The sequence below is a fragment of the Sulfurimonas marina genome (assembly GCF_014905095.1).
Classification (GTDB): Bacteria; Campylobacterota; Campylobacteria; order Campylobacterales; family Sulfurimonadaceae; genus Sulfurimonas; species Sulfurimonas marina.
In genome coordinates this window covers 417,510-441,155 of the sequence record NZ_CP041165.1, presented here as the reverse complement: position 1 = coordinate 441,155, position 23,646 = coordinate 417,510, and the positions used below count along the sequence as shown (strand labels likewise).

General features: G+C 34.7%; 24 protein-coding genes. 14 read left to right on the top strand and 10 right to left on the bottom strand.

Annotated features, from left to right (window positions below):
• Positions 1–10: 10 nt before the first annotated feature.
• From FJR03_RS02345 to FJR03_RS02335, 3 genes are read left to right on the top strand one after another with little or no spacing between them, the layout of a single operon-like run.
• Positions 11–289: a hypothetical protein gene (locus tag FJR03_RS02345; protein WP_193114063.1), complete on the top strand. Its 279-nt coding sequence runs from the start codon at positions 11–13 to the stop codon at positions 287–289.
• Complete coding sequence (locus FJR03_RS02340; RefSeq protein WP_193114062.1) at positions 289–1,734, top strand: DUF3373 family protein; 1,446 nt, start codon at positions 289–291, stop codon at positions 1,732–1,734. The genes FJR03_RS02345 and FJR03_RS02340 overlap by 1 nt, the downstream gene beginning before the upstream one ends.
• Positions 1,734–3,737 (top strand): EAL domain-containing protein, encoded by a 2,004-nt coding sequence (locus FJR03_RS02335; RefSeq protein ID WP_193114061.1) that lies wholly within the window; start codon positions 1,734–1,736, stop codon positions 3,735–3,737. Before FJR03_RS02340 ends, FJR03_RS02335 begins: the two co-directional genes overlap by 1 nt.
• Here the strand turns inward: FJR03_RS02335 and FJR03_RS02330 are convergent.
• From FJR03_RS02330 to FJR03_RS02315, 4 genes are all read right to left on the bottom strand, one after another.
• Entirely contained in the window at positions 3,710–6,289 is a 2,580-nt protein-coding gene (locus tag FJR03_RS02330) for an ATP-dependent Clp protease ATP-binding subunit (RefSeq protein ID WP_193114060.1), read from the bottom strand. The genes FJR03_RS02335 and FJR03_RS02330 overlap by 28 nt on opposite strands.
• A gap of 148 nt (positions 6,290–6,437) precedes the next feature.
• Positions 6,438–7,313, bottom strand: coding sequence for a 1-aminocyclopropane-1-carboxylate deaminase (locus tag FJR03_RS02325; protein ID WP_193114059.1), 876 nt, complete (start codon positions 7,311–7,313; stop codon positions 6,438–6,440).
• A 3-nt stretch (positions 7,314–7,316) separates the two neighbouring features.
• On the bottom strand, positions 7,317–8,147 hold the full coding sequence (locus tag FJR03_RS02320) for a peptidylprolyl isomerase (RefSeq protein WP_193114058.1): 831 nt from the start codon (positions 8,145–8,147) through the stop codon (positions 7,317–7,319).
• Between the two features lie 68 nt (positions 8,148–8,215).
• On the bottom strand, positions 8,216–10,186 hold the full coding sequence (locus FJR03_RS02315) for a response regulator (protein WP_193114057.1): 1,971 nt from the start codon (positions 10,184–10,186) through the stop codon (positions 8,216–8,218).
• A 90-nt stretch (positions 10,187–10,276) separates the two neighbouring features.
• Between FJR03_RS02315 and nth the strand changes: the two genes are divergently transcribed.
• Both nth and FJR03_RS02305 read left to right on the top strand, forming a co-directional pair.
• Positions 10,277–10,918, top strand: coding sequence for an endonuclease III (gene nth / locus FJR03_RS02310; RefSeq protein WP_193114056.1), 642 nt, complete (start codon positions 10,277–10,279; stop codon positions 10,916–10,918).
• Positions 10,919–10,944: 26 nt separating this feature from the next.
• The gene (locus FJR03_RS02305) at positions 10,945–11,166 is read left to right on the top strand and encodes a hypothetical protein (protein ID WP_193114055.1); all 222 of its coding nucleotides are present in this window, start codon (positions 10,945–10,947) and stop codon (positions 11,164–11,166) included.
• Positions 11,167–11,170: 4 nt separating this feature from the next.
• Here FJR03_RS02305 and cmoA read toward each other — a convergent pair whose 3' ends face one another.
• Positions 11,171–11,878, bottom strand: coding sequence for a carboxy-S-adenosyl-L-methionine synthase CmoA (cmoA, locus tag FJR03_RS02300; protein WP_193114054.1), 708 nt, complete (start codon positions 11,876–11,878; stop codon positions 11,171–11,173).
• Between the two features lie 40 nt (positions 11,879–11,918).
• Here cmoA and FJR03_RS02295 point away from each other — a divergent pair, with 40 nt between their 5' ends.
• Positions 11,919–12,266 (top strand): hypothetical protein, encoded by a 348-nt coding sequence (locus tag FJR03_RS02295; protein WP_193114053.1) that lies wholly within the window; start codon positions 11,919–11,921, stop codon positions 12,264–12,266.
• Here FJR03_RS02295 and fbaA read toward each other — a convergent pair.
• Positions 12,263–13,345 carry a class II fructose-bisphosphate aldolase gene (gene fbaA, locus FJR03_RS02290; RefSeq protein ID WP_193114052.1) on the bottom strand — a complete coding sequence of 361 codons (1,083 nt, stop codon included), beginning with the start codon at positions 13,343–13,345 and terminating at the stop codon, positions 12,263–12,265. The two genes, FJR03_RS02295 and fbaA, sit on opposite strands and share 4 nt — an antisense overlap.
• Positions 13,346–13,423: 78 nt before the next feature.
• Between fbaA and FJR03_RS02285 the strand changes: the two genes are divergently transcribed.
• From FJR03_RS02285 to FJR03_RS02250, 8 genes are all read left to right on the top strand, one after another.
• Positions 13,424–14,056, top strand: a complete 633-nt coding sequence (locus FJR03_RS02285) for a hypothetical protein (RefSeq protein ID WP_193114051.1) — start codon at positions 13,424–13,426, stop codon at positions 14,054–14,056.
• A gap of 16 nt (positions 14,057–14,072) precedes the next feature.
• Positions 14,073–14,765, top strand: a complete 693-nt coding sequence (locus FJR03_RS02280; RefSeq protein WP_193114050.1) for a hypothetical protein — start codon at positions 14,073–14,075, stop codon at positions 14,763–14,765.
• A gap of 215 nt (positions 14,766–14,980) precedes the next feature.
• On the top strand, positions 14,981–15,223 hold the full coding sequence (locus tag FJR03_RS02275) for a helix-turn-helix domain-containing protein (protein ID WP_193114049.1): 243 nt from the start codon (positions 14,981–14,983) through the stop codon (positions 15,221–15,223).
• Positions 15,224–15,612: 389 nt separating this feature from the next.
• Entirely contained in the window at positions 15,613–15,897 is a 285-nt protein-coding gene (locus FJR03_RS02270; RefSeq protein WP_193114048.1) for an HU family DNA-binding protein, read from the top strand.
• Between the two features lie 39 nt (positions 15,898–15,936).
• The gene (locus FJR03_RS02265; protein ID WP_193114047.1) at positions 15,937–17,442 is read left to right on the top strand and encodes a hypothetical protein; all 1,506 of its coding nucleotides are present in this window, start codon (positions 15,937–15,939) and stop codon (positions 17,440–17,442) included.
• Complete coding sequence (gene msrB, locus FJR03_RS02260) at positions 17,423–17,812, top strand: peptide-methionine (R)-S-oxide reductase MsrB (RefSeq protein ID WP_193114046.1); 390 nt, start codon at positions 17,423–17,425, stop codon at positions 17,810–17,812. The genes FJR03_RS02265 and msrB overlap by 20 nt, the downstream gene beginning before the upstream one ends.
• The gene (locus tag FJR03_RS02255; RefSeq protein WP_193114045.1) at positions 17,812–18,354 is read left to right on the top strand and encodes a peptidylprolyl isomerase; all 543 of its coding nucleotides are present in this window, start codon (positions 17,812–17,814) and stop codon (positions 18,352–18,354) included. The genes msrB and FJR03_RS02255 overlap by 1 nt, the downstream gene beginning before the upstream one ends.
• A gap of 9 nt (positions 18,355–18,363) precedes the next feature.
• Positions 18,364–20,007 (top strand): inorganic phosphate transporter, encoded by a 1,644-nt coding sequence (locus tag FJR03_RS02250; protein WP_193114044.1) that lies wholly within the window; start codon positions 18,364–18,366, stop codon positions 20,005–20,007.
• A gap of 11 nt (positions 20,008–20,018) precedes the next feature.
• Here the strand turns inward: FJR03_RS02250 and FJR03_RS02245 are convergent, their stop codons facing one another.
• The 4 genes from FJR03_RS02245 to FJR03_RS02230 are packed head-to-tail and all read right to left on the bottom strand — an operon-like array spanning position 20,019 to position 23,641.
• Positions 20,019–21,341 carry a GGDEF domain-containing protein gene (locus tag FJR03_RS02245; RefSeq protein WP_193114043.1) on the bottom strand — a complete coding sequence of 441 codons (1,323 nt, stop codon included), beginning with the start codon at positions 21,339–21,341 and terminating at the stop codon, positions 20,019–20,021.
• 2 nt (positions 21,342–21,343) lie between these two features.
• Positions 21,344–22,486, bottom strand: coding sequence for a dihydropteroate synthase (folP, locus tag FJR03_RS02240; protein ID WP_193114042.1), 1,143 nt, complete (start codon positions 22,484–22,486; stop codon positions 21,344–21,346).
• The gene (locus FJR03_RS02235) at positions 22,486–23,106 is read right to left on the bottom strand and encodes a DNA polymerase III subunit delta' (protein WP_193114041.1); all 621 of its coding nucleotides are present in this window, start codon (positions 23,104–23,106) and stop codon (positions 22,486–22,488) included. The genes folP and FJR03_RS02235 overlap by 1 nt, the downstream gene beginning before the upstream one ends.
• Positions 23,093–23,641: a HobA family DNA replication regulator gene (locus FJR03_RS02230; protein WP_193114040.1), complete on the bottom strand. Its 549-nt coding sequence runs from the start codon at positions 23,639–23,641 to the stop codon at positions 23,093–23,095. The genes FJR03_RS02235 and FJR03_RS02230 overlap by 14 nt, the downstream gene beginning before the upstream one ends.
• Positions 23,642–23,646 lie beyond the last annotated feature (5 nt).

Below are 23,646 nucleotides of genomic sequence, written 5' to 3'. Positions count from 1 at the left end.
TACCATAATTTTGAAAAAGTTTTTCACATCAGTTATACTTACCACTACATTGGTAACTCTTTTAAATGCAGATTCACAACCCTCAAATATAGAACTTTTAGCTAAAGAACTAAATCTATATGCCGGTTCAAAAGCGTCTATTCAATGGAAAAGAGTATTCTCATCACCGCGACATCTTAAGCGCTACAAACTTGAAAATCTTGATCAACATACAAGAGATCAACTTGAAGAGTATCTTATCAACCATGCTGCAGACTCTGAACAACCAATCGTACCAGGAATACTATAATGAAACGTCTAATACCACTTATCACTTTACCTATCTTTCTCGTTGGTTCTGAAGACCTCTCGCTTAAAGTTAAAAACTTAGAAGCACAACTTTTACAGCTTAAAGAGGAGATGAGAACACACCAAGAAGACCTGGATGAGCGCTTTCCGATTATAGAGCAGAATGAAAGGCATGCAATTTTAGATAAACTCAACATTTCTCCTGAACTTTTAGTACGTATGGATAAAATGGATTATACAAGCGGTTTAATAGGTGATGGTGATGCTACACTAATAGATCCAACAGATCCTACTTCTTCATATAGAAGGGATAGATACTCTAAAGATTTTGAACCTGCCGGATATATAAGAATGCGTTTAAATGTAAATGGAGATTTTGGAGATGTAAAATTTTACAGCCGTCTACTCTATGCAAACTCTTCTCAGTCCCATGAAAGACTTTGTATACTCTCTAGAGACATTAAATCAGCTCCGGGCGGAAGTGCTTTTGATCTTGATCGTGCATATATAGACTATACACCTAATAGATACAATGGAGGCACTCTTACCTTTTCATTTGGTATACTGCCTACTACCGGGGGGACACCTTCACACTTTTCACAGAATAAACAACGCTCTTCAATGTTTCCCGCACTTGTTTTTGATATGAATACATATGGAGCTATCCTTACAAAAAAATTTTATGACTCTTTGTATGTAAGAGCGATTGTAGCTAAAGCTTATACCCTTCGAGAAAATTTTTACCCGTATCAATGTAATCGTGAAAATATTGACAATGCAACGGTGTTTGGACTCTATAGTGATCTCTCATTTAACTTTTTAGGTAATTCATTACTCTCTTTTGGTGTAAATGTTTTAGATGATCTTAAAGCTCATCCATATCTGGGTCCCGATATTGATTCTTCACATGCTCATGAACTTGGAACAATGTTCACTTATGGACTTGGTTTAGATATCAATAATTTTTTAGATACTCAAAACATAGTTTTTGTTCATGCTGCAGCTTCAAATCCTAATCCTAATGGAAATATAGATGATTATAAAATTATCAATCCAGTAACAGAGCTTACGGCAGGTAACTACCCTGGCTTTACTGTAGAAGACTATGCAAGCGGTACAATGATCTCTAAAATGGGATACTCTTTCTATCTCGGCGGAAAATATAACCTAAACAAAGAGTTTGCACTTGGAGCTGAGTATAACTACGGAAGTAAATACTGGTTTGCTGCGACTCAAGGTGCTGAAGATATTTTCAATAAACTAGCACTAAGAGGTCAAGCTGCAGAAGTATACGGCTCTTGGAGTTTTCATCAAAACCTCAATGCAAAACTCGGTTATCTTTATATGAAAGAAAACTACACAGGAAGCGGTTGGCATTTCGGTGAGCCTGCGACAAAAGATGCAACACAAAATATTTACTATCTTAGTCTAGAGGCACGCTTTTAATGAAATCAAAGTCGCAGCAATGGGTATATTTCACACTGTTGGTCAGCTTTGGTCTGCTGATGTATTCACTTCTTATCAGTTACAAAAACTTACATAGAAGCAGTACTCTTTTAAAAGATTTATCAACAGAACAAGTTACCCTTAGCTACTATGCGAATCATCTTAACTATACCGTTAAAAAAAATCAATCAGATATTTTACAATACCTCTCTTTACATAATAATTTAGACCTTCTAAATATGCAAGAGGCTCAAAAAAAGATCCAAAGTGATATTAAAAAGTTAAAAAAACTGACACAACTCAAGCCTAATTTTTCAAAAAAACTTGAAAAAACACTCTTAACAATTGAAAAAAGAGCAATAGGTTACAATTTGGTTCAACAATCTCTTATAACAGCGGTTAACTCTCATGATACGGAAGATATTAAAGATGCATTGATAGGTTTTGATATGATCACAAGTAAGTTTTCTCACGATATTTCAATCTTAATGAATGAGGTAAAAACTTCACTAACGCAACAAATTTCAATACTTCAAGAAACAAATCAGCAAAACTCTTTAATTCTTATTTTTTCATTTATTTTTGCCAGTTTTCTTATTATCATCTCTGTATATAAATTTCACTCGGCTAATGTTAAGATCTCCAAACAACTCCTGCTTAAAGAGGAAGCACAAAACGGCTTGAAAAATGCACAAAAACAGCTGCTTTTATATAATGAAAACCTGGAAAATGAGATCACTAAAAAGACCCAAGAACTTCACAAAAAGATATATAGTAACTTCCTAAGCGGCCTTCCAAACAGAAATAAACTTCTTGAAGATGGAAATAAATACGATTTTGCAAAAATGGCAATTCTCAATATTGACAAATTTCAGTCTTTCAATGATGTTTACGGTGAAGAGGTTGGAAATGTTGCACTCAAACAAACAGCACAGTGGCTTATAGAGCATGTTGACACACAAGAGTACTCTTTATACCATTTAGGCGGAGATGAGTTTGTTATCACCTCTATAGATAGATATATCAACAATACAAAGTTTATAGACTTTATTCAAAAACTTCTTAATGAGTATAAAAATGTATCTTTTACATATGAAGATAAATCTTACCAATTCATTATGAGTTCCGGTATCACCTTTAGCGGTGAGAATAAAATGCTTGCTTATGCAGATATGGCACTCAAAGATGCAAAAAAGAAAAATATTCCATTTTCCGTATTTGAAGATGATAAAAAACTTGAGCGTTCACATCAAGAGGATATGGAAATTCAAAAGAAACTGCTTTATGGACTTGAAAACAATGGGCTCACATCTTACTTTCAACCTATCGTTCCTGTTAAAGAGACTACACACCCAGTCAAATATGAATCGTTAGTACGTCTGATTGATGAAGAGGGGAAAGTGATACCACCTTTTAAATTTTTAGATATTGCGAAACAGAATCGTGTCTATTATAAGGTTACAAAACAAGTTATCCATAATACACTTAACACTATCCAAAAGTACAAAGTACCTTGTTCAATCAACCTTTCATTAACAGATATTAAAAATGAACGTACTATAAAATATCTCTATTCCGTTTTAGATGAATTTGATCTCACTGAACTTTTAACAATAGAGCTTCTTGAAACTGAAGATTTTGACAACTATGAAGAGGTGTATTCGTTTTGTATGAAAATCAGAACATACGGGATTAAAATAGCCCTTGATGATTTTGGAAGCGGATACTCTAATTTTACGCATATCCTCCACTTACCGGTTGACTATATTAAGATTGACGCATCACTTATCTCAAATATAGACAGAGATCTTAGTTCACAGATCATGGTTGAAACAATCGTTGTATTAGCAAAAAAACTAAATGTTGAAACTATTGCAGAGTTTGTATCGTCGGAAGATATTTTAGATATGGTGAAATCTTTGGGTGTTGATTATGTGCAGGGCTTCCATATTGGAAAGCCTCTGCCGATAGAGGATCAGTTAAGTACTACATCAATCGCTTGATCGCGAACGATAAATTCAACTTTACTTCCCTCTTTCACACGACCCTCTAGGATAAGGTCAGCAAGTCTGTCTTCAACTATCTCATACAGAGCACGTTTAAGAGGTCTAGCACCGTAAACAGGATCAAACCCAGCTTCTGCAATATACGCTTTAGCATCATCGCTTAGAGTTAATTCTATATCTCTATCTTTAACTTTATTTTGAATCTCTTTAAAGAACAGATCTACGATACCGCGAATTTGATCTGCACCTAAGGCATTGAAGATTACAACATCATCAAGTCTATTTAAAAATTCCGGTTTAAAAGCCTGTTTTAACTCACCCATTACCATAGATTCTAACTCAGGTGATTCGGGATTATTTATAATCTTATCTGAAGCAATGTTTGACGTCAGGATTATAATTGTATTACTAAAATCAACCGTCACCCCTTTATTGTCTGTTAAACGTCCGTCATCAAGTACTTGAAGCAGTACATTAAATACATCAGGATGCGCTTTTTCAACCTCGTCAAACAGAACTACTGAGTATGGTTTGCGACGAACCGCTTCAGTGAGCTGTCCACCCTCTTCATACCCTACATATCCAGGAGCTGCACCAACTAAACGTGAAACTGCATGTTTCTCCATATACTCACTCATATCTATTCTGATCATTGCATCTTCAGAATCAAACAGAAACTTCGCTAAAGTTTTAGCTGTTTGCGTCTTACCGACACCTGTAGGTCCAAGGAACAAGAAACTTCCGATCGGAGAATTTGCAGAAGATAATCCCGCTTTATTTCTCTTAATAGCACGTGCTACGGCGTGTGTAGCTTTAGACTGTCCAACTACATCTTTATTTAACTCATCCTCAACATGTAAGATCTTTTCCTGTTCAGCCTGTAACATTTTATTTACAGGGATATGTGTCCAGCGAGATACAACCGAAGCGATAGATTCTTCATCTACAGAGTTTTTAAGAAGCGTTCCAACCTCTTGCATCTGCTCCCATTGTACATTTAAAGCTTTTTCATCTTCTAGCAGCTTAGGAATCTCACCGTATTCAATCTCAGCCGCTCTGTTAAAGTCACTTTGTGTTTTTGCCTGATCAGCTTCACGGCGTTTTGCTTCGATATCTCCTTTAATTTGTGAGACCCTCTCAAATACCTGTTTTTCACTTTCAAACTGAGATTCTAACTTACGTAACTCCTCTTTTACATCTGCCAACTCTTTTTCAATCTCACCAAGACGTTTTTCATTTGACGGAGTTTTCTCCATTTTAAGGGCTTCTTTTTCAACCATCAACTCGCTTACTTTACGCTTTGCAGCACTTAGTTCATGAGGCTCTGATTCGATCTGCATTTTAAGCTCTGCTGCCGCTTCATCGATAAGGTCAATCGCTTTATCCGGTAAAAATCTATCTGCAATATATCTGTCACTAAGACGTGCTGCCGCTACTAATGCAGAGTCAGTAATATTGACGTTATGGTGTGCTTCAAGACGCTCTTTAATTCCACGAAGAATTTGAAGTGATTGATTTACTGTCGGCTCATCCAGATTAATCGGTAAGAAACGGCGTTGCAGTGCAGCATCTTTTTCAAAGTACTTTCTATACTCTTTTAACGTTGTTGCTCCAATAGTATGCAGTTCACCGCGAGCAAGGGCAGGTTTTAAAATGTTTGCCGCATCCATACTACCTTCAGATGCACCTGCACCGACAATAGTGTGGATCTCATCAATAAACAGGATGATGTTTCCAGAACTCTTTACTTCATCAATTACCGCTTTTAATCTGTCTTCAAACTCACCGCGATATTTTGCACCCGCTACAAGTGAACTCATATCAAGCGCAATTACACGTTTGTTTTGCAGAGATGTCGGCACTTCATTATGATAAATTCTTTGCGCTAATCCTTCAACTAATGCTGTTTTACCAACACCCGGTTCACCCAAAAGCATAGGATTGTTTTTTGTCTTACGAATTAAGATCTGCATCATACGTGTGATCTCTTCATCACGTCCGATTACAGGTGAGAGTTTTCCCTCTGCTGCTTCTTTTGTTAAATCTACTCCATATTTAGATAAAGACTCTAAATTCTCATCTGCACTTTGAGAGTCGATCTTCGCACCTCCGCGAGAAGCTTCTAACTCTTTTTCAAGAGCCATAACATCTAGATACTTTTTGAAGAGCGTAGCATAAGGTTCAGTTTTTAAGTTTGCTAAGATATATGTATCAACCGCAAGATAGCTATCCCCATTTTTTGTCATTAAACCCACACCATTCTCTAACGTGCGTACAAAATTTTGTGAAAGTCTGATATTCTCTTTAGATACAGATGAAGATTTCGGAAGTTTTTCTGCCATCGATTTAATATCTAACTCCATAGCAACCTTATCGATTCCCATCTTATTAAACATTTGATTAAGTACAGAATCATGATTCGTTAAAAGTGCCCATAAAAAATGTTCAGGTGCTACTTCTTGATTATTATTGTGAAGTGCTAAAGATACTGCACTTTCAATTGCTTGTGTCATATTATGTGTTAGTTTCTCAAAAATATTATTACTCATTTATAAATCCTCTCGCAGTGTAAACCTCTGTGATGAGCAAACATAGAAAATGTTTAGCCGGAACAGATAAAGATTTACTCTGTTTATCCTTTTATTAAATCTTATTACGGATACAAGTGTACAACATTTTTAGAAACTGCAATGCAACTTATGTAGCATTGAACTTTTTTGCATACCGTGCGAGCATCGAAGCATTACCAGTCACACCTCCACTGTGGATATATAAGATAGATTCTGTAGTTTGCTCAAGCAATGTCTGCCACATTTGAGGTGCATAAAGCAGATCAAACTCAATACCTGAGTCTTTTAACTTGTTATAGAGTTCGTAAAACTCTTTATAAAGTTTTGCAAAGTGATACTTTCTTTTTGGCTCTAAGATTATCAAGTTCTTTGGAAGTTCTTTAACAAGAGAGAGCATTTGTGTTTGCAAGTACTCTTTATCACCTATGCTGGGGGTTGTATATATTGTGTACTCAGGAAGCGAAAGAGCTAAAAAAAGTGCTGTTGTCCCGGTTCCTGAAGGAGTTGCCAAACTTGTAATATTATTTTTTTCAAGAATCTCTTTTTGCGCTCTTACTTCCTGTGCTAAAACTTCCAACCCTTTTTGTGCCGCTTGGTCAGCCCCTCCTTGATCAACAATGGAGGTTTTATCATCCATATTAATTCTCAAAGAGGCTATAAAATCTTTATACAACTCCTGTTCTATCTCGATATGTTTCATCCCAAGAGTTAGCGCTTCATAATAGTTGCCTACTTCATTTTCTTTTTGTACACCACTTAAAGGTTTAGTATAGTAGATAAACTCCCAAGATTTTTGTTGACACAAAGCAGCAAGTGCAAGCATAGCGTTAGATTGTGTACCGCCGTAAGAGATTATTTTAGTATATTTTTCTTTTGGAGTTTGAAGAAGTGTATAGAGTTTTCTGTATTTGTTACCGGCAAGATGTCGATCAATCAGATCGTCACGCTTGACCAAAAACTCTCTTCCCTCTAAAGAGATTTTAGAGATAGAAGAGTGTTTCATTATTTACTTGATAACTGCTTTTTTTTGTAAAGAGTCCATTTTTTTCTTCATAGTCTCTTTGAATTTTTCCATTTTTAGACGTTGATCGATAAAGGCTTTTACTTCATCAAATTTTCTTGTCATTGCAGATTTTTTATCCTCTAAATAGATTACGTGGTAACCAAACTGAGTTTTTACAGGTTCTTTTGTTACCGTACCTTTTTTCATCGAAAATACTTTATCATTAAAAGCAGGTACCATTTGACCCTCTGTAAAGTAACCTAAATCTCCACCTTTTGGCCCACTAGGTCCTGTTGATTTTGCTTTTGCTTCTGCCATAAATTTATTTTTTAGTTTTTCACCGCTTAAAGATTTTAAACCGCTGATGATGTTCTTTGCTTCATCTTCTGTAGCTACAAGGATATGACGAGCATGTACACTTTTTGGTTCGTTAAATTCTTCTTTATTTTGTTTATAGTAAGTTTTTAATTCTTTATCTGAAATTTTGATCTCATCTAAAAGTTTCTTTTGCCATACTTGAATAGCCAGTTCTTCTTTCATACGCTCTTCAAGTTTTTTATATTCTGTTTTATACTCTTTAGAGTTTAAGATACCGTTTTTCTTAGCATCTTCAAAAATCAGTTCTTTTCCTATAAGTTGCTGTAGTACTTGTTGTCTAAAAGCTGCTTGCTTTTCAGGTGGGACTTGATTGAATCTTCCCTGAGTAGCTCTCATTAGCTCACTATCAACATCCTCTTGCGTAATCGCTTTACCGTTTACTGTAACTAACGTTTGTGCTGAAGCAATTGTTCCAGCAAGAAGAACAACAGAAAGTAATTTTTTTGCTTTGTTCATTATATATCCTTATAACATTTTGTATATAGAAAGTGTAATGAGAATTGGATAACGAATATTAAACGAACCTATACATGTACTTTTAAATGTTTTTCTAAAATAAGCTCTAATTTATCACGAGTTAACGGTTTAGAGAGATAATCATCCAGTCCTTCACTAAGGATCATCTCTCTATCACCATCCATTGATAATGCTGTCAATGCGACTATAGGTGTTTTTTTCGCACCTAAAGACATCACAGCTTTTATCTCTTTTGTTGCTACAATACCGTTCATTTGCGGCATATCTATATCCATAAAGACAATATCAAAATTATGCTTTTTGTACTGCTGTACAGCTTCCAAACCATTTGCAGCAGTCTCTACATCAATATTGTACCCTTGTAATAACAGTTTTATCAGTCTTTGATTGATCATATTATCTTCAACTACAAGAGCTGTTATATTTTCATCTTTTATAGAAAATTCTTCTTTTTCCTCTATATGCATCTCAATATTATTCATAGCATACAGATGTTTTGCCATATAACTTGGAAGAAGCGGTTTATTGATCACATCATCTACAATATGTGTAAGTTTTGTTTGCAGTTTTTCATTTTCATCAAGCAGTATTGAAACAGGTATTTTTTTAAAGTATGTTCCAAGTTCCAAGATCCATGAAGAATCATTTTGGTTTGCAACAATATAGAGTGCATCTACATCTTCATATACATGTTCATCGAGTTGATTTGATTTTACAACATCTAAAGCAAAAGCACGAAGATAGATAGTTAAAAAGTTTGCTTCTTCTATTTTAGACTGGTCAAGCAGTAAAACTTTTACTTTTTTCTTCGGCATCATTTTGTAGTTTTGTCCGCTAGAGTTTTTAAAGTTGAGAACAAAGTTTACATATGTACCGCTACTGTCACTTGTAATACGAAGGTCTGAACCAAGAAGCTTCACAAGTCCAGATGATAAACTTAGCCCAACACCGAGTCTCTCATCTGCCTGATTTCCTGGAGTAAAAGGTTCATTAATAAGTGCAATTTGCTCTTCAGATATCCCTTGACCTGTATCTTTTACACTAAAACCTATGCTACAGTCACCGTTTTGTTGACGTTTAAGCAATTTCACTTCAATGATCACCTTTCCGCCACGCGGTGTAAACTTGATCGCATTTGAAGCAAGTGCATTGAGAATCTGCATAATTTTTTTAGAATCACTGTTAAGTTCTTCTGGAATTTTAGGATCAACAAAGCTCATCACCTTGATCCCTTTCTCTTTTCCTTGTTTACAAAAACTGTATGACAGCATTTCAACTAACGGTAAAAGGTTAAAAGGTTCATTTGAAAGTTCTAATCTACCGCTTTGTAGTTGTGCAAGGTCTAAAAGTGTTTCAATATTTGTCATTAAACTTTTTGAAGAGCGATGGATCATATTGATATATTCACTTTGTTGTGAATCAAGATGAGTGTGTTCGAGAAGATCTACAAAACCTAAAATCCCATTCATAGGAGTTCTAAACTCATGTCCAATATTTGCTAAAAATTTTGTTTTAAGTTTTTCAATCTCTTTTGTTTTTTGTTCAGCTTTGTAGATATCTGTCACATCTTTTAGATGAAGTACATACATTCTGCTATTGAGTTTTGACTGATAGGCTTTTGCATCGATCATTATCACATCAGAACTGTTTTTATCAAGTATACTGACACGGTAACCATCTTTTTTATACTTTCTTATATAATCTAGCCAAGACTTATCTGACTCTGTAAAAATCTCTTCACTCTCATTTAAAAAGATATCTCTGATACTTTCATTTTCTCTATTAAAGTCTGATATATCATGATAGTTCATTTTCTTTAAAAATGTCTCATTAGCCCCTATCCAGCCTGTTCCCTGGAGAAAGTAAAGTAACATATCTTCATTTTCATCTGCAACTTCAAGAAAAAATTCACGACCTAAACTAGCCTCAAGTCCACTATGAAATGTTTCTTGTGTTCGTACAATATCTTTTGGTTCATTTGCAGTTTTATTTGATGAAAAAATAGAGAAGAAACCCATGAGCTACCCTTTGATAAAATTAAAATTTAACATAATCCATCGATTATACCATATAAATTAATCTTAATACAAGTTTGCTAAAATTAGCCCATGAAAAAAGCAACGAAAAAAGAGATAGCTGAGATCCACAAACGTTTTGTAGAGAGATACAGCGATGCGGTAACAGAATTAGAATATAAAAATGCATATGAACTGGTTGTAGCAGTAGCCCTCTCAGCTCAATGTACAGATAAAAGAGTGAACGTAATCACACCTGCACTTTTTGAGAAATATCCATCTCCAAAAGAGCTTGCACAGGCAGACATTGAAGATGTAAAAGCTCTTATTAACACTTGTTCATTTTTTAACAATAAAGCCAAGAACATTATAGAAATGGCAAAAAGAGTTGTTGAAGTGTATGACGGTGAGATTCCAATGAATGAAAAGGAGTTGCAGACTCTTGCAGGTGTTGGACAAAAAACTGCTAATGTTGTTATGATCGAATATACAGGTGCGAACTTGATGGCAGTCGATACGCACGTTTTTCGTGTTTCACACAGACTTGGTCTAAGCGATGACAAAACCCCGATCGCAACAGAAGCGACACTTGTAAAAAAATTTAAAAACGATCTCCATGCACTGCATCAGGGGATGGTACTTTTTGGTAGATACATCTGTCGTGCAAAAAATCCAAAATGTGAAGAGTGTTTTTTAACGGAATTTTGTAAAACAAAGGAAACTTTTAAAGTATAGGGAATACTCTTTGCTTAAGTAGTTGTATGAAAAAAATCAGTTTAACTTTTATTTTATTACTACTCTCATTTTCCGGCTGTGTAAACAAGCACGGAATTTCAATGAAATATTACAGTGATTGTAAAGAGTATTATGATCTGCAGGGGTATTACCATAAAGAGTGCGGGGAAGATGATATTGTAACTTATGAGCAGATGAAAAATGTTATTAAGAAAAAAGAGACACCTCCAAAAGGAAATGTCTGGTAAAGTATTACTTTATAGCGATGAAAGTTGCAAAGTTTGCCCAGCGAAACACCACTTCACAATGAGAAAATCCATTCTCTAAAGCCATCTTTATATTTTCCTCTTCGCTGTAAGGAACAAGCACATTTTCTAAAGCTTCACGCTTTTGCATAATCTCGTACTCGCTGTAGCCCTGCTCTTTTTTAAAGTCATAATAACACTCGATCAGATCTTTATTGAGCTTTGGATGGTGAGAGATCACCTTTTCACTGAAAATAAATACACCCTCTTTTTTTAGTGAATCGGCTATCTTTTTAATAAGCTTCTCTCTTACAAGCGGTCGGATAAACTGCAATGTATAGTTACTAATAAAAGCATCTGCTTCTTTGTACTCATACTCTAATATATCTCCAAGTTCAACTTGTACATCTGCACCGAATGCTTCTATCTTTCTTTTTGCACGTGCAAGCATCGCTTCAGAATTATCAAGTCCTATAAGGTTAGCTTTACACTCTAGGTCTCTGTTTATATTCAACAATAGACTTGCAGTTGAACATCCAAGATCATACACTATACCGTTTTCACTTAAGTTTTTGAGTACAAAAAACTTTGTAATTTTTTGACTCTCTTTATAAAAGGGTACACTGCGTTCCAACATATCGTCAAAAACAGCAGCGACCTCTTCGTCAAATTCAAACTGTTTTTTTATAGGTTTTGTAAATACTTTGTCATTCATAAAGCTAATTTTAGCCAAATTGTTATGATATAATCCACAAATGGACTTAAATACTTCAACATTTATGCTGATATTTTTCATAGGACTTTTTCTAATTAGTTTTTGGAAAATTTACGCTTTTCTACCCAATGAACAACTAAGCGATGATGACAATACTCCCGAAGCAAAAGCAGAGTTGTTAAAAATAGTACTCAAGGTTATACAAAATAGTAAACCAAGTCTGACGTTAAATGAATTGTATGAAAAAGTAAAAAATGATGAAAGTTTTGACAGGGAACATTTTTGGCGATTCAATCCAAATAAATTGCATCACCTTTTACAATACTATTATGCGAAACATCCCGATACACAAAGTATCGAAGATATTTACAAAAAACTAAACTCTTAGTTTCTATCCATAGCGTTAAGGTCTTTGAACGCTTCAATTACACGTTCAACTAAACTCTCTTGACCTGCACGTAACCATTTTCTTGGATCATAGTATTTTTTATTTGGTTTATCTTCACCCTCTGGGTTTCCGATCTGACCTTGTAAGTAATCATGGTTTTTAGCAACATATTCTCTAACACCATTCCAAGTAGCCCATTGTGTATCTGTATCGATATTCATTTTAATAACACCGTATGAGATAGCCTCAGAGATCTCTTCTGGAAGAGAACCTGAACCACCGTGGAATACAAAGTTAACCGGTTTGTCAGATGATGTACTGAATTTTTCTGCTATATATTTTTGAGAATTGTCTAAGATTTTTGGAGTTAAAACAACATTCCCCGGTTTGTATACACCGTGAACATTTCCAAATGATGCTGCAATTGTAAAGTTTGGAGAGATTTTTCCTAACTCTTCATATGCATATGCAACTTCCTCTGGTTGTGTATAAAGAAGAGCATTGTCAATATTTGTATTATCAACACCGTCCTCTTCTCCACCTGTAACACCAAGCTCGATCTCGATATGCATACCGATTTTGCTCATACGCTCTAGGTAAGTTTTACATGTAGCAATGTTTTCCTCTAAAGGCTCTTCTGAAAGATCTAACATATGTGAAGAGAAAAGCGGTTTACCGTATGCTTGGTAATGTACCTCACCTGTACTTAAAAGAGCATCGATCCATGGAAGCAGTTTTCTTGCAGCATGGTCAGTATGAAGAATAACAGCTACACCGTAAGTCTCAGCCATCATGTGAACATACATAGCACCCGCTATAGTTCCTGCGATTGCAGCTTGTTCATTTTCATTACTTAAACCTTTTCCTGCAAAGTAAGAACCGCCACCGTTACTAAACTGAATAATCACAGGAGAGTTTGCTTTTTTTGCAGCTTCTAAAACACCATTGATCGAATCAGTATTTACAACGTTTACAGCCGGGATAGCAAATCCAGTCTTTTTTGCATGCTCATAAACTTTTGTAACATCATCACCAAATAACACACCAGGTTTTACAATATCTAATATACCAGTACTCATACAATATCCCCAAAAAATTTAATTTCGAAATTATATAATACAGTTCATTTAAAACAACTTTATGTTACTATTTCATTCATGAAACAAGAGATAATCACCGATATCATTTTAGTAGACATCATAAACTTTTCCACGCTCACTTCAAAGCAACAGTTGGAGATCATTACCTTTTTAACCAAAAGCTATAGACGTGTAATTGAAAAAATGTTGGTAAGTTCTAAAATGCCCCTTTCAACACTTATAATGAGTTTTGTATCAACAGGAGACGGATTTTACTGCATCCTCGATCCAAAGCTAAAGGGTTACGGAACTTTTTTGGGTCTTAGTTTTAACCATTTCTCAGAACAAATCTCTAAAAAATACCCATATTTTCAAGGTATAAAGATAGCTGTACATACTGGTGGTGTCAGCCGTTTTACAGATATATTAGGTAATGAAAACTATATCGGTGACGGGCTTAATGACTGTTCACGTTTCATTGAGTTTAAAAACTTTACAATTTCAACAGTCATGATTTCAGACACAGCATATAATGAACTGAAAAAATTTTTACGCTATCACCGAGATTTTGAAAAGATATTGATTGAGAGAGAATTTAAACGCTCAAAAGCATATACTTTTCACGATAAACACCAAAATGAGAAAAAAGGCTACTTAGTTTGGCTCAGAAAATCGGGTATAATTACTCCACCAAAAATCGATTTTTTATAACTACATAAGGGATATTATGAGACTTACCTTAGATGAATACGCAAAACATTTCAAAATGTCTAAAGAGATGATCAACTCAAAACTCAGAGCAAAAAAGCTCAACTACATCATAGAAAACGGTGTTACATATATTATAGTTACAAGAAGTTCACTTGAACCTCAAAAGCGTGAAGCGATTCATCAAGAGAAAAAAGAGCAGCAGGTACAGCAAAAAAAACAAGCTCAAATCAATAATGCACCTACACCTGCAAAAGCAAAGACAACGGTATCTATGGTTATCTCTTTATATCAAAAAGAGAACCAGCAACTTAAAGACAAGATAGCCTATCTTGAAGCTAAAATTGATAAATTGATCGATGATAAAGAGCAGATGCTACGTGATGAGATGAGTAAAATAGAACAAGTATACAGTAAAAAAGATGAGCAACTCAAAAATATACTAGAGCTTATCAACACTAAACTAACTATTGAAAGAGAAAATGAGACTATTCACGAGATCGAAACTATCAAACCAATTGATAAAAAGAAAGAGACAAAAATTGTAGAGCTCAAAGAGTATCTTAAAAACCTTGATATTGAGCCGCAACAAAGAAAAATTATTAAAAAACGATTTTTAAGTGCTTACGGAAGCGATATAAGAATCATTAAACAAAACGGAAAAATCTACCTAGATTTCTCAAAATACGACTATTCAGATCTTCTAAACTAATCTTTTAAATCTCTAAGCCTTCAAAGCATCAAATGCTTTGAAGGCTTTTTTTTCATATTTAATATACAGTTTTCCGTGCATATTATTCAAAATAAATATTTTTTATATACATTTATATTATATTTAATATTATTAATTGTATATAATATATATATTTAAGTATATTTATATAAATTAAATGTATATTTAAGTATTTAATCCGTATAATCTTCCCTATGCAAATCGATGACTTGTTCAATATACTTCACAACTCGGTAGAATCACAAAACAATGGACGTAAGATATCTCTTAAAGATATGGCCAACTCTTTAGGAATATCTATGCGCACATACCAAGATTGGAAACTTGGTCGTGCAAAACCGCAAGCTGCCGCAACCGTGATCAAGATGTTAGGTATGTTGGATGATGATGAGATTATTCGCGCTGTAAGAAAAATCAATAAACTAAAGGATGCTTAATGGGAGCGTTAACTAAAAAAGAGAGAGAAGCTTTGGAAGATGTTTTTTTGTCAATTCACTCTAAAAATCGTTCTGAACAATTTTTTACATTAATACAAAAAATTAAGAAAAGAGTATTTACTTATATCAAACTAAGCACCCATAAGATGAAAAACAGCGCGTATTCTCTATATTTTAAGAGTATAAGTAAACGCAATAAATAGCTCTAATTTCACTCAAAAAGAGCTATTTAGGGTAAAAATTGCATCTTTTTTTCTAAAAAAACAAAAAAAGAAGAAAAATTTAAGGAAATAAACTATAAAGTACTTTTAGCTGAATTATTTTGTGTATCCCCCTTTATTAGGAGGATAGGCAGAGATTCGGAAAAATTTTAAATCAAGGGTAAATTTATGAATAAGGCACAATTCGTTGAATTAGTACAAGAATGTGGTAACTACAAAACTAAAGTAGAAGCAGAAGCAGCTATTAAAGCTTTCACTGAAGCTGTAACTGAAGCTTTAGTAAAAAAAGAGGATGTTTCTCTAGTAGGTTTTGGTAGTTTTGCTGCTGCACTACAAAAAGGTAAAAGCGGTACAGTTCCAGGTACTGATAAAACTTATACTACTCAAGATAAAATGGTTCCTAAATTTAAAGCTGGTAAAGGTCTTAAAGACCGCGTTGCAGCTGGTAAATAATCTCTTTATATCGCCTTCACGGCGATATATACTAAATTTATGAACTTTAATCTCTTCTCATTATTTCAAAAAAACAAATCAGACTTAGTCGTTCCCGATACAATCTTAGTCAAACGTATCAAATCTCTTGCAAAAAACAGTGATTTAAAAGTATTTTCTAACGTCGATATTTATCTCCATAAACAAAGTTACAATATAGAGCTTATGCTTTTTGATGAGACACGTGGACTCTATCTTTTTGAAATAAAAAAATGGTCATTTGACGATCTTAAAAACTCCGTTATTGAAAAAGCTCAGAATCAAGAACATGCAAGTAACACACTCGCTTTTGACAAAACACAAGAGCTTATAAAGAGAAAGTTTAATGAGATTAACCATACAGACGGACCAAAAATATACAATTACCTACTAATGGAAAATTTAAGTGCTGATGAGTATGAGCATTTAGATGATTCATTTAAAACACTACTTCCTAAAGAAAAGATCATATTTAGTGACTCCCAAACATCCGATATTTTCAAAAAACTTGAAAGTGAAGAAAAAGTTCCGTTAGGGGAACGTAGCAGAGATGGACTTGAAACACTTTTAACACAATATAGTAAACTTGAAGAGGATGGTTCGTTTACTCTGTGCAGTGATCAAGAGATAGAGTTTTTAAATACGCCGTTAAATAATTTCTCCAACCTCTCAGTCAACTTTCAAAGTGGACAGACATCTCTCTTGCTTCTAAAAGCGATCATGGAAGTGTTTAAAAAGAAGCATCAAAAAGTGATTATTATAAAAGCTACAACGTTAGCACGTGATATTGCCTATAAAAAACTGCTCGATATTATAGAACACGGTATTATTGAGTTTGATATGAATGCAATTGAGCTCCTTACACCGCTTGAGCTTCTAAATAAACACTTGCATAAATTAAAAAAACCTATGATCAATGAGTTATCTGAAGTAGATACTACACTACTCAAAAAAAGCTTTCAAATTGCAGACTTAATTATATGTGATAATGCAAATCTTTTAAACGAACAATTTATCAATTATCTTAAAAATATTCAAAAAGGTAAAACAGCACTGTTTGTAAACCTTAGCGATGAGCAACTAGCTACTCAGTTTGCATTGCCAAGTGATGAGGAACAAACGAAAGAATATCATTTTTTACAAACATATCCTTTAGCTAAAACAATGCAATTGGTACAAAAGCTTCTTCAAGAAAATTCACCAAACGATATTCTTATAGTTTCCAATTCCCAAAATCAACAAAAACTCAAAGAAGATCTAGAATACTTTATAGAACATAATGCTTTAGATATTGAAGGTGGAAAAACACTTTTAGAACAAAATCTTGAAGAGTTAAGACTCGCAACTTACAACGATATGTTTGAACTTTCTACTAAACATATTATATTGCTAGATTTATGTGAATATAATGAAAAACAGATAGAATATGCTTTTAATTTAGCCACGAATAGTGCTTATATTCTCTATGATGATTCTTGTTCAATCATAGAGCTGTTAAAGGAAAAGTATGAAAGTAGTCAAGAGTAAAGATGAATGGAAAAAACAACTAACTCCTGAAGCGTTCTATGTATGTAGAGAGCATGGAACAGAAGCACCTTTTTCCGGTAAATATTACGACTGTAAAGATGAGGGTGTATACAAATGTGTATGTTGTGATGCCCCGCTTTTTGAATCTTCTACAAAATTTGATTCGGGAACCGGTTGGCCGAGCTATTTTGAACCGATTGAAGATGCGGTAACTGAATATAAAGATATGAGTCATGGAATGATTCGTATAGAGGTAAGATGTGCATCATGTGACGCTCATTTAGGACATGTTTTTCCTGATGGTCCTGAACCGACAGGGATGAGATACTGCATCAATTCTGTATGCTTAACACTTGACGAGAACGAATAATGAAAAACCTGATTATCACACTGTTTTTAGTTTTATCGGCAACTATATTAAGTGCCCAAAATCCACATGTTGTTTTAGAGACCAATCAAGGGAATATAGAACTTGAACTCTATCCCGATGCAGCTCCTTTAGCTGTAGAAAATTTTACTACTCACGTAAAAAACGGTTACTACAACAACTTAACATTTCACAGAATCATTAAGAACTTTATGATCCAAGGTGGTGATCCGACAGGAACAGGTCGCGGAGGAGAATCTATCTGGGACAAAGAGTTTAAAAATGAGTATAAAGCAAACGTTATTTTTGACAAACCGGGTATATTAGCTATGGCAAATGCCGGACCAAACACAAACGGAAGCCAGTTTTTTATCACTGTAGCACCTACACCTTGGCTAAATGGCGGTTATACAATTTTTGGAAAAGTTGCAGACGAAGCTTCAATGAACGTAGTTCTAAAAATGAGCAATGTTGCAACAAACGGAAGATATGGGGGAGATAGACCAAATCAACCTCAAATCATTAAAAAAGCATACTTAAAATAGAGAGATTAGATGGATATAGAAACACTCAATAAGCTGGAGAAAAAAGCACTCAAAAAAAGTGGAATGGACTTTACAAGATTAGGGGTTGCACTCTTTTTTGCCGTTGCAGTTTTAACTTTTAGTTTTGTTTCAAACGGCGGCGTTCCAAATAATATGTTCCTGGCTATTGCAGCTCTTATCGGTGCATATATGGCGATGAATATCGGTGCTAACGATGTAGCAAACAACGTAGGGCCTGCTGTTGGTTCACGTGCTATGACTATGACAATGGCAATTATAATTGCTGCTGTTTTTGAAGCCAGCGGTGCACTTATTGCCGGTGGAGATGTTGTAAAGACAATTAAAAAAGGGATCATTGACATCTCTGCTTTTGGAGGCAATGCAGATCCTTTTATCTGGGCTATGATGGCTGCACTTTTAGCTGCTGCACTTTGGCTGAACTTAGCTACTGCACTCAGAGCTCCTGTATCAACTACACACTCAATTGTGGGTGGTGTAATGGGTGCAGGTATCGCGGCAGCTGGTTTTAGTATTGTATCATGGTCAACTATGGGGAAAATTGCAGCTTCATGGGTAATTTCACCTGTTTTAGGTGGGGTTATTGCTGCTGCATTCCTATTCTCTATAAAAAAAGCGATCGTCTTTAAAAAGAACAAGATTGATGCCGCAAAAAAATATGTGCCAATCTATGTAGCTATTATGGCGTGGGCATTCGTAACTTATTTAACACTCAAAGGGCTTAAAAAAGTATGGCCGTCTGTAGTAGAATTTCTTAATAACATCCCTTTCGTATCAATGGAAGTGACACAAAAGCCAACTTTTACAACAGCACTAATTTTAGGTGCTATTACAGCAATAATTGTTTATTTCTACATTGCAAATAAAATTAAAAACAAAGTATTTGATGATTCAAATGACGGGGTAAATACTCTCTTTACTATTCCGTTGATTTTTTCAGCTGCACTTCTAAGTTTTGCTCACGGTGCAAATGATGTTGCAAATGCTGTTGGGCCTTTAGCTGCTATTAGTGATGCCGTAATTCACGGCGGTGTATCTACAAAAGCATCTATCCCTCTATGGGTTATGGCTGTAGGTGCTATCGGTATTGCTCTTGGTCTTATGTTATACGGTCCAAAGCTTATTAAAACAGTTGGTGCAGAGATTACTGAGCTTAACCAAATAAGAGCTTTCTCAATTGCAATGGCAGCTGCTATTACGGTTATCATCGCTTCTCAACTTGGTCTGCCTGTAAGTTCTACTCATATTGCGATCGGTGGTGTATTCGGTGTTGGTTTCTTAAGAGAGTATCTTCACATAACTTCAAAAGAGACACATAGTGTTGAAGATGACTTACAGATTATCGAAGATGAAAAAGCTACAATGAATGCTTATAAAGCAGAGTTAGCAACACTAGAGAAAAAAGATGACAAATCTAAAGCTGACTATGAGAGAATTGTAGAGCTTTACAAACTCATAGCAAAAGAGGAAGAGCTCTTAAAATCTACGAAAAAACATATTAAGAAAATTGAAAAAGTACAGTATGTAAAACGTGACACTGTGAAGAAAATAATCGCAGCTTGGATCATTACGGTACCAGCAGCTGCAATCATTGCAGGTGTACTATTTTATGCTATTAAAGGGATTATGCTTTAATAGCATACCCTTTACCACATAACTTTATTTCTACCCGAAGATTTCGCTTTATAAAGTGCATCATCGGCTTTTGCTACTACATCTTCTAAAAACACCTTCCCAGATACTTCTGCTACACCGAAACTGGCAGTAACATGACCAACCTTATCTATTTCAAGTTGTTCTATTTTCCCTCTTATTTTTTCAGCAATAGTACATGCTTGTTCTAGGTCAACCGTAGGAAAAAGGATAGTAAACTCCTCCCCACCCCATCGACATACAATGTCAACTTCTCTCGTTTCATTTTTCAAGAGTTCTGAAATTTTTTGTAAAACATCATCTCCGACATTGTGTCCATACTGATCATTTACCTTTTTAAAAAAATCTATATCTAAAAGGACTAAAGACATCACCCCTGCTCTTTGAAGCATCGTTTCTAAAGATGAGTTAAAAAGTTGTTTGAACTTATATCTGTTATATAATTTTGTAAGTGGGTCGATTGAGGCTAATAGCTCATACTCTTGATTCTGAGCTTTTAAAATAGAGTTGATCTCCTGCAACTCCTCTTGATGCTCTTTCATCACCAACGCCCATCTGTTGTATGTTAAAAGAATCAACTCTTTTTGTGTGATAATTCCTGACAATCTCCCCTCGTCATCAACAACAATTAAACGTTTATAATGTTTTGCTTTGACAAACTCCAGTGCTTCTCTTATACTTGTTCTTTTATGTATACTCTCAACTGGTGAGTTCATATAAGCTTTGATAGGCAGGTCAAGATCAGCATTATGTTTAATTAACTGTACTACATCTTTTGTTGTAAGTATCCCTATAGGCTTTTGTTCCTCTACAATTATAACGCTGTCATTTTCCCCTGTGTACATGTGAGATAATACATCACTAGTACTCATCTCTTTATTGATCCAGCGCACACGTCGAGTAAGACGTAAAAAATCTTCTATAGTATAGTTATCCATTATAATTTCAGGATCTATATTGCTAGTGATATCTGTATGCGTTATTAACCCATAGATAGTTCTGTCTTCATTAATTACACAAATATATTCAGTTAATTCATCTAAAAATCTTAAAAGGTTAAGAACATTTGTATCTTTTTTTACAGCTGGAGTTCTCTTTAAAGTTAGATGTGAGATAGGGTCTATTAGTTTTATACTTGATTCGCGTAATTTTAAAACCTCTATGGCAGTCAGGACATAGAAAAGATCATAATCCTGTACAATGATATCACGATGATCGCTCACGATCATCATATCTATAGCTTTACTAATCGGTTCGTTAATGTTAATTGAAACTACTTGTGTACTTGCTATATCACCTGCACTTGGAAATTTCATATTTACACCTTTTGTATTTTTTTAAATACCTCTAGAGCCTGTTTATGTTCATAAACATCATGCGCACGTATAATAGAAGCCCCGTTTCTTATAGCTTCTAAATGAAGTACAAGCGTACCGGCAATTCTATCTTCGATAGCTGATGGTGTTATTTTATCGATCATAGATTTTCTTGAAGCACCAATAAGTAACTCTTTTCCGAGTAAACTAAAGTGTTCTAAATGCTTTAACAGTTGAAGATTGTCATCTAAGCTTTTCCCAAATCCTATTCCAACATCTAGAATAATATCTTTCACTCCGAAATCTTCCAGTTTTTGTGTTTGCTTCTCTAAGTACTTATATACATCAAGAATAACATCACTATACTGAGGATTTGCTTGCATTGTTTGAGGAGTCCCCTGCATATGCATCACTACCGCACTTGCATCGTACTCGGCACTCAGTTTACATAGTACGTCGTTTTCAAAACCTGTAATATCATTTACAATTTTAAAACCGTTATCTAATGAATATTGAACAACGCTAGGTGTATAAGAATCTATACTAAACTTTGCTTTTTCATAGAGCTTGTTTTTACCTATAGCATCAAGAATAGGCTGTACTCTTTGCAGCTCCTCTTCAGGGCTCACTTCCGGAGCATTGGGGCGTGATGAAACACCTCCGATATCTATAATGTCAGCCCCGTCTTCGATCAGTTTTTCTATTCTCTTTACCGCAGCTTCTCCAAAAAATCTTGAACCGCTAAAAAAGCTGTCATCGTTTGCATTTACAATACCCATAATCTCAACATCATGAGCTTGCCTTGTTTTTAAATAGTTTTGTAGTTGAAGGGCTAACTCTTTAAGTCCGAAAGGTTGTGCCAGCTCTTTTTTTGCAAGTGTTTCAATCTGCTTTGTTGTAGCTATTAATATACAATCAACATGGGGTGTTTTTGCAATTACTGTCCCTCGCGGAACTGCAAGATCTGCACCTATTGAGAGGGCATCCTGCTTTAAAATATTTGCCCCGCCGACTGCTAAATCTTTTATGTAAAAAATCTCTGTTTTTGCTTTTGAAGAGAGTATTTTAATACCGCCGCTATCTACACCTAAGTCAACAAGATACTTTTTAACATCGATCTCATTTGAGAGTTTTTTAATCTCCATTAGCGCTCCTGAGTAAATCCCATTAAAAGCATAGCAAAAACACTTTGTGGGCGTGAATTTAATTCTACCAACCTGTATGCTTTATCGAAAGTTTCAAGTTGTTTTTGAGAGAGTATAAGTTTTTCAACAACTACGGCTTTATAAAAAAGTGACTCAATCAACTCTTTTGCTTCATTTTTTGAGATTCTCGAATTTGCTTTTAAAAAAGAAAATATCTGTTCATAATCGAGTCTGGCCAAACTTATTTCAAGATCTTTTATATCGTGAGTAGTATCTACTTTTAAGATTGGCAGTCTTGATCGAATTGTAGGAAGCAGTGTTGATTTTGTAGTCGTTATGATAACAAATTCTATATTTGTCGGGGGTTCTTCTAAAAGTTTTAGAAGTGAATTTTGAGCAACATCGGTAAAATCAATCGCAGCTAAAATAATATATTTTGTCGATGATTCACTCACATACGCTGCAGCCATCACCTCTTTTGCATGTTCTATTTTAAAAGTTTCTTCTATAAACTTAACAACACGGTGGCCGCTTAAACGTTTCTCTAATTGTTCAATCTCATTCTCAAGCTCTTTTGAGATGATAATATGACCCTTTAGAGACTCGTTAACTTGCTGCATCAACCTCTCCAAACATTGTGGCATTTAAAGATGCATCAAACAGTCTATAAAGCTGTAAAAGTTTTATATCTAAAAGTGGATCGTAAGACTTTAACGTAAATGCATTATTAAAATCTTCATCAAAAGTCCAGAAGTAACTGTTGTCTTTTCTTTTTGCTATATCACTTCTTTTATCATCACCTTTTCCGATATACCAAAAGAAGTGATCATTTTTGTATGAAAGAGAGATGAGATCATCTACCATGTCGATCATCTCTCCCCCGTTAATATTGTTGTAGTGAGTATACAGAGAGTCTATAGTTACGATTGGTATTAGAGGTCTATCTATATCAATGCTGTTTATAGCATCTATAATGTAGCGCTCCAACCATTTTCTTTTTTGATCGGTAATTAAAATAACAGTCTTACCGTTTAAAATTTGTTCGAGTGCAAACGCAGTTGTTTTAGACCACTCAAATCTATGCTCTTCAAGCCAGCTTAGAGCCCCGCCCTCTTCACGAATAGCATCAAGACTCCACTGTGCAAAATCCAGCATAATTA

What these genes read in the sequence shown, in the direction of transcription:
- FJR03_RS02340 (WP_193114062.1), top strand. Translation starts at nt 289, where the DNA reads ATGAAACGTCTAATACCACTTATCACTTTACCTATCTTTCTCGTTGGT.
- FJR03_RS02335 (WP_193114061.1), top strand. Translation starts at nt 1,734, where the DNA reads ATGAAATCAAAGTCGCAGCAATGGGTATATTTCACACTGTTGGTCAGC.
- FJR03_RS02330 (WP_193114060.1), bottom strand. Translation starts at nt 6,289, where the DNA reads ATGAGTAATAATATTTTTGAGAAACTAACACATAATATGACACAAGCA.
- FJR03_RS02325 (WP_193114059.1), bottom strand. Translation starts at nt 7,313, where the DNA reads ATGAAACACTCTTCTATCTCTAAAATCTCTTTAGAGGGAAGAGAGTTT.
- FJR03_RS02320 (WP_193114058.1), bottom strand. Translation starts at nt 8,147, where the DNA reads ATGAACAAAGCAAAAAAATTACTTTCTGTTGTTCTTCTTGCTGGAACA.
- FJR03_RS02315 (WP_193114057.1), bottom strand. Translation starts at nt 10,186, where the DNA reads ATGGGTTTCTTCTCTATTTTTTCATCAAATAAAACTGCAAATGAACCA.
- nth (WP_193114056.1), top strand. Translation starts at nt 10,277, where the DNA reads ATGAAAAAAGCAACGAAAAAAGAGATAGCTGAGATCCACAAACGTTTT.
- FJR03_RS02305 (WP_193114055.1), top strand. Translation starts at nt 10,945, where the DNA reads ATGAAAAAAATCAGTTTAACTTTTATTTTATTACTACTCTCATTTTCC.
- cmoA (WP_193114054.1), bottom strand. Translation starts at nt 11,878, where the DNA reads ATGAATGACAAAGTATTTACAAAACCTATAAAAAAACAGTTTGAATTT.
- FJR03_RS02295 (WP_193114053.1), top strand. Translation starts at nt 11,919, where the DNA reads ATGGACTTAAATACTTCAACATTTATGCTGATATTTTTCATAGGACTT.
- fbaA (WP_193114052.1), bottom strand. Translation starts at nt 13,345, where the DNA reads ATGAGTACTGGTATATTAGATATTGTAAAACCTGGTGTGTTATTTGGT.
- FJR03_RS02285 (WP_193114051.1), top strand. Translation starts at nt 13,424, where the DNA reads ATGAAACAAGAGATAATCACCGATATCATTTTAGTAGACATCATAAAC.
- FJR03_RS02280 (WP_193114050.1), top strand. Translation starts at nt 14,073, where the DNA reads ATGAGACTTACCTTAGATGAATACGCAAAACATTTCAAAATGTCTAAA.
- FJR03_RS02275 (WP_193114049.1), top strand. Translation starts at nt 14,981, where the DNA reads ATGCAAATCGATGACTTGTTCAATATACTTCACAACTCGGTAGAATCA.
- FJR03_RS02270 (WP_193114048.1), top strand. Translation starts at nt 15,613, where the DNA reads ATGAATAAGGCACAATTCGTTGAATTAGTACAAGAATGTGGTAACTAC.
- FJR03_RS02265 (WP_193114047.1), top strand. Translation starts at nt 15,937, where the DNA reads ATGAACTTTAATCTCTTCTCATTATTTCAAAAAAACAAATCAGACTTA.
- msrB (WP_193114046.1), top strand. Translation starts at nt 17,423, where the DNA reads ATGAAAGTAGTCAAGAGTAAAGATGAATGGAAAAAACAACTAACTCCT.
- FJR03_RS02255 (WP_193114045.1), top strand. Translation starts at nt 17,812, where the DNA reads ATGAAAAACCTGATTATCACACTGTTTTTAGTTTTATCGGCAACTATA.
- FJR03_RS02250 (WP_193114044.1), top strand. Translation starts at nt 18,364, where the DNA reads ATGGATATAGAAACACTCAATAAGCTGGAGAAAAAAGCACTCAAAAAA.
- FJR03_RS02245 (WP_193114043.1), bottom strand. Translation starts at nt 21,341, where the DNA reads ATGAAATTTCCAAGTGCAGGTGATATAGCAAGTACACAAGTAGTTTCA.
- folP (WP_193114042.1), bottom strand. Translation starts at nt 22,486, where the DNA reads ATGGAGATTAAAAAACTCTCAAATGAGATCGATGTTAAAAAGTATCTT.
- FJR03_RS02235 (WP_193114041.1), bottom strand. Translation starts at nt 23,106, where the DNA reads ATGCAGCAAGTTAACGAGTCTCTAAAGGGTCATATTATCATCTCAAAA.
- FJR03_RS02230 (WP_193114040.1), bottom strand. Translation starts at nt 23,641, where the DNA reads ATGCTGGATTTTGCACAGTGGAGTCTTGATGCTATTCGTGAAGAGGGC.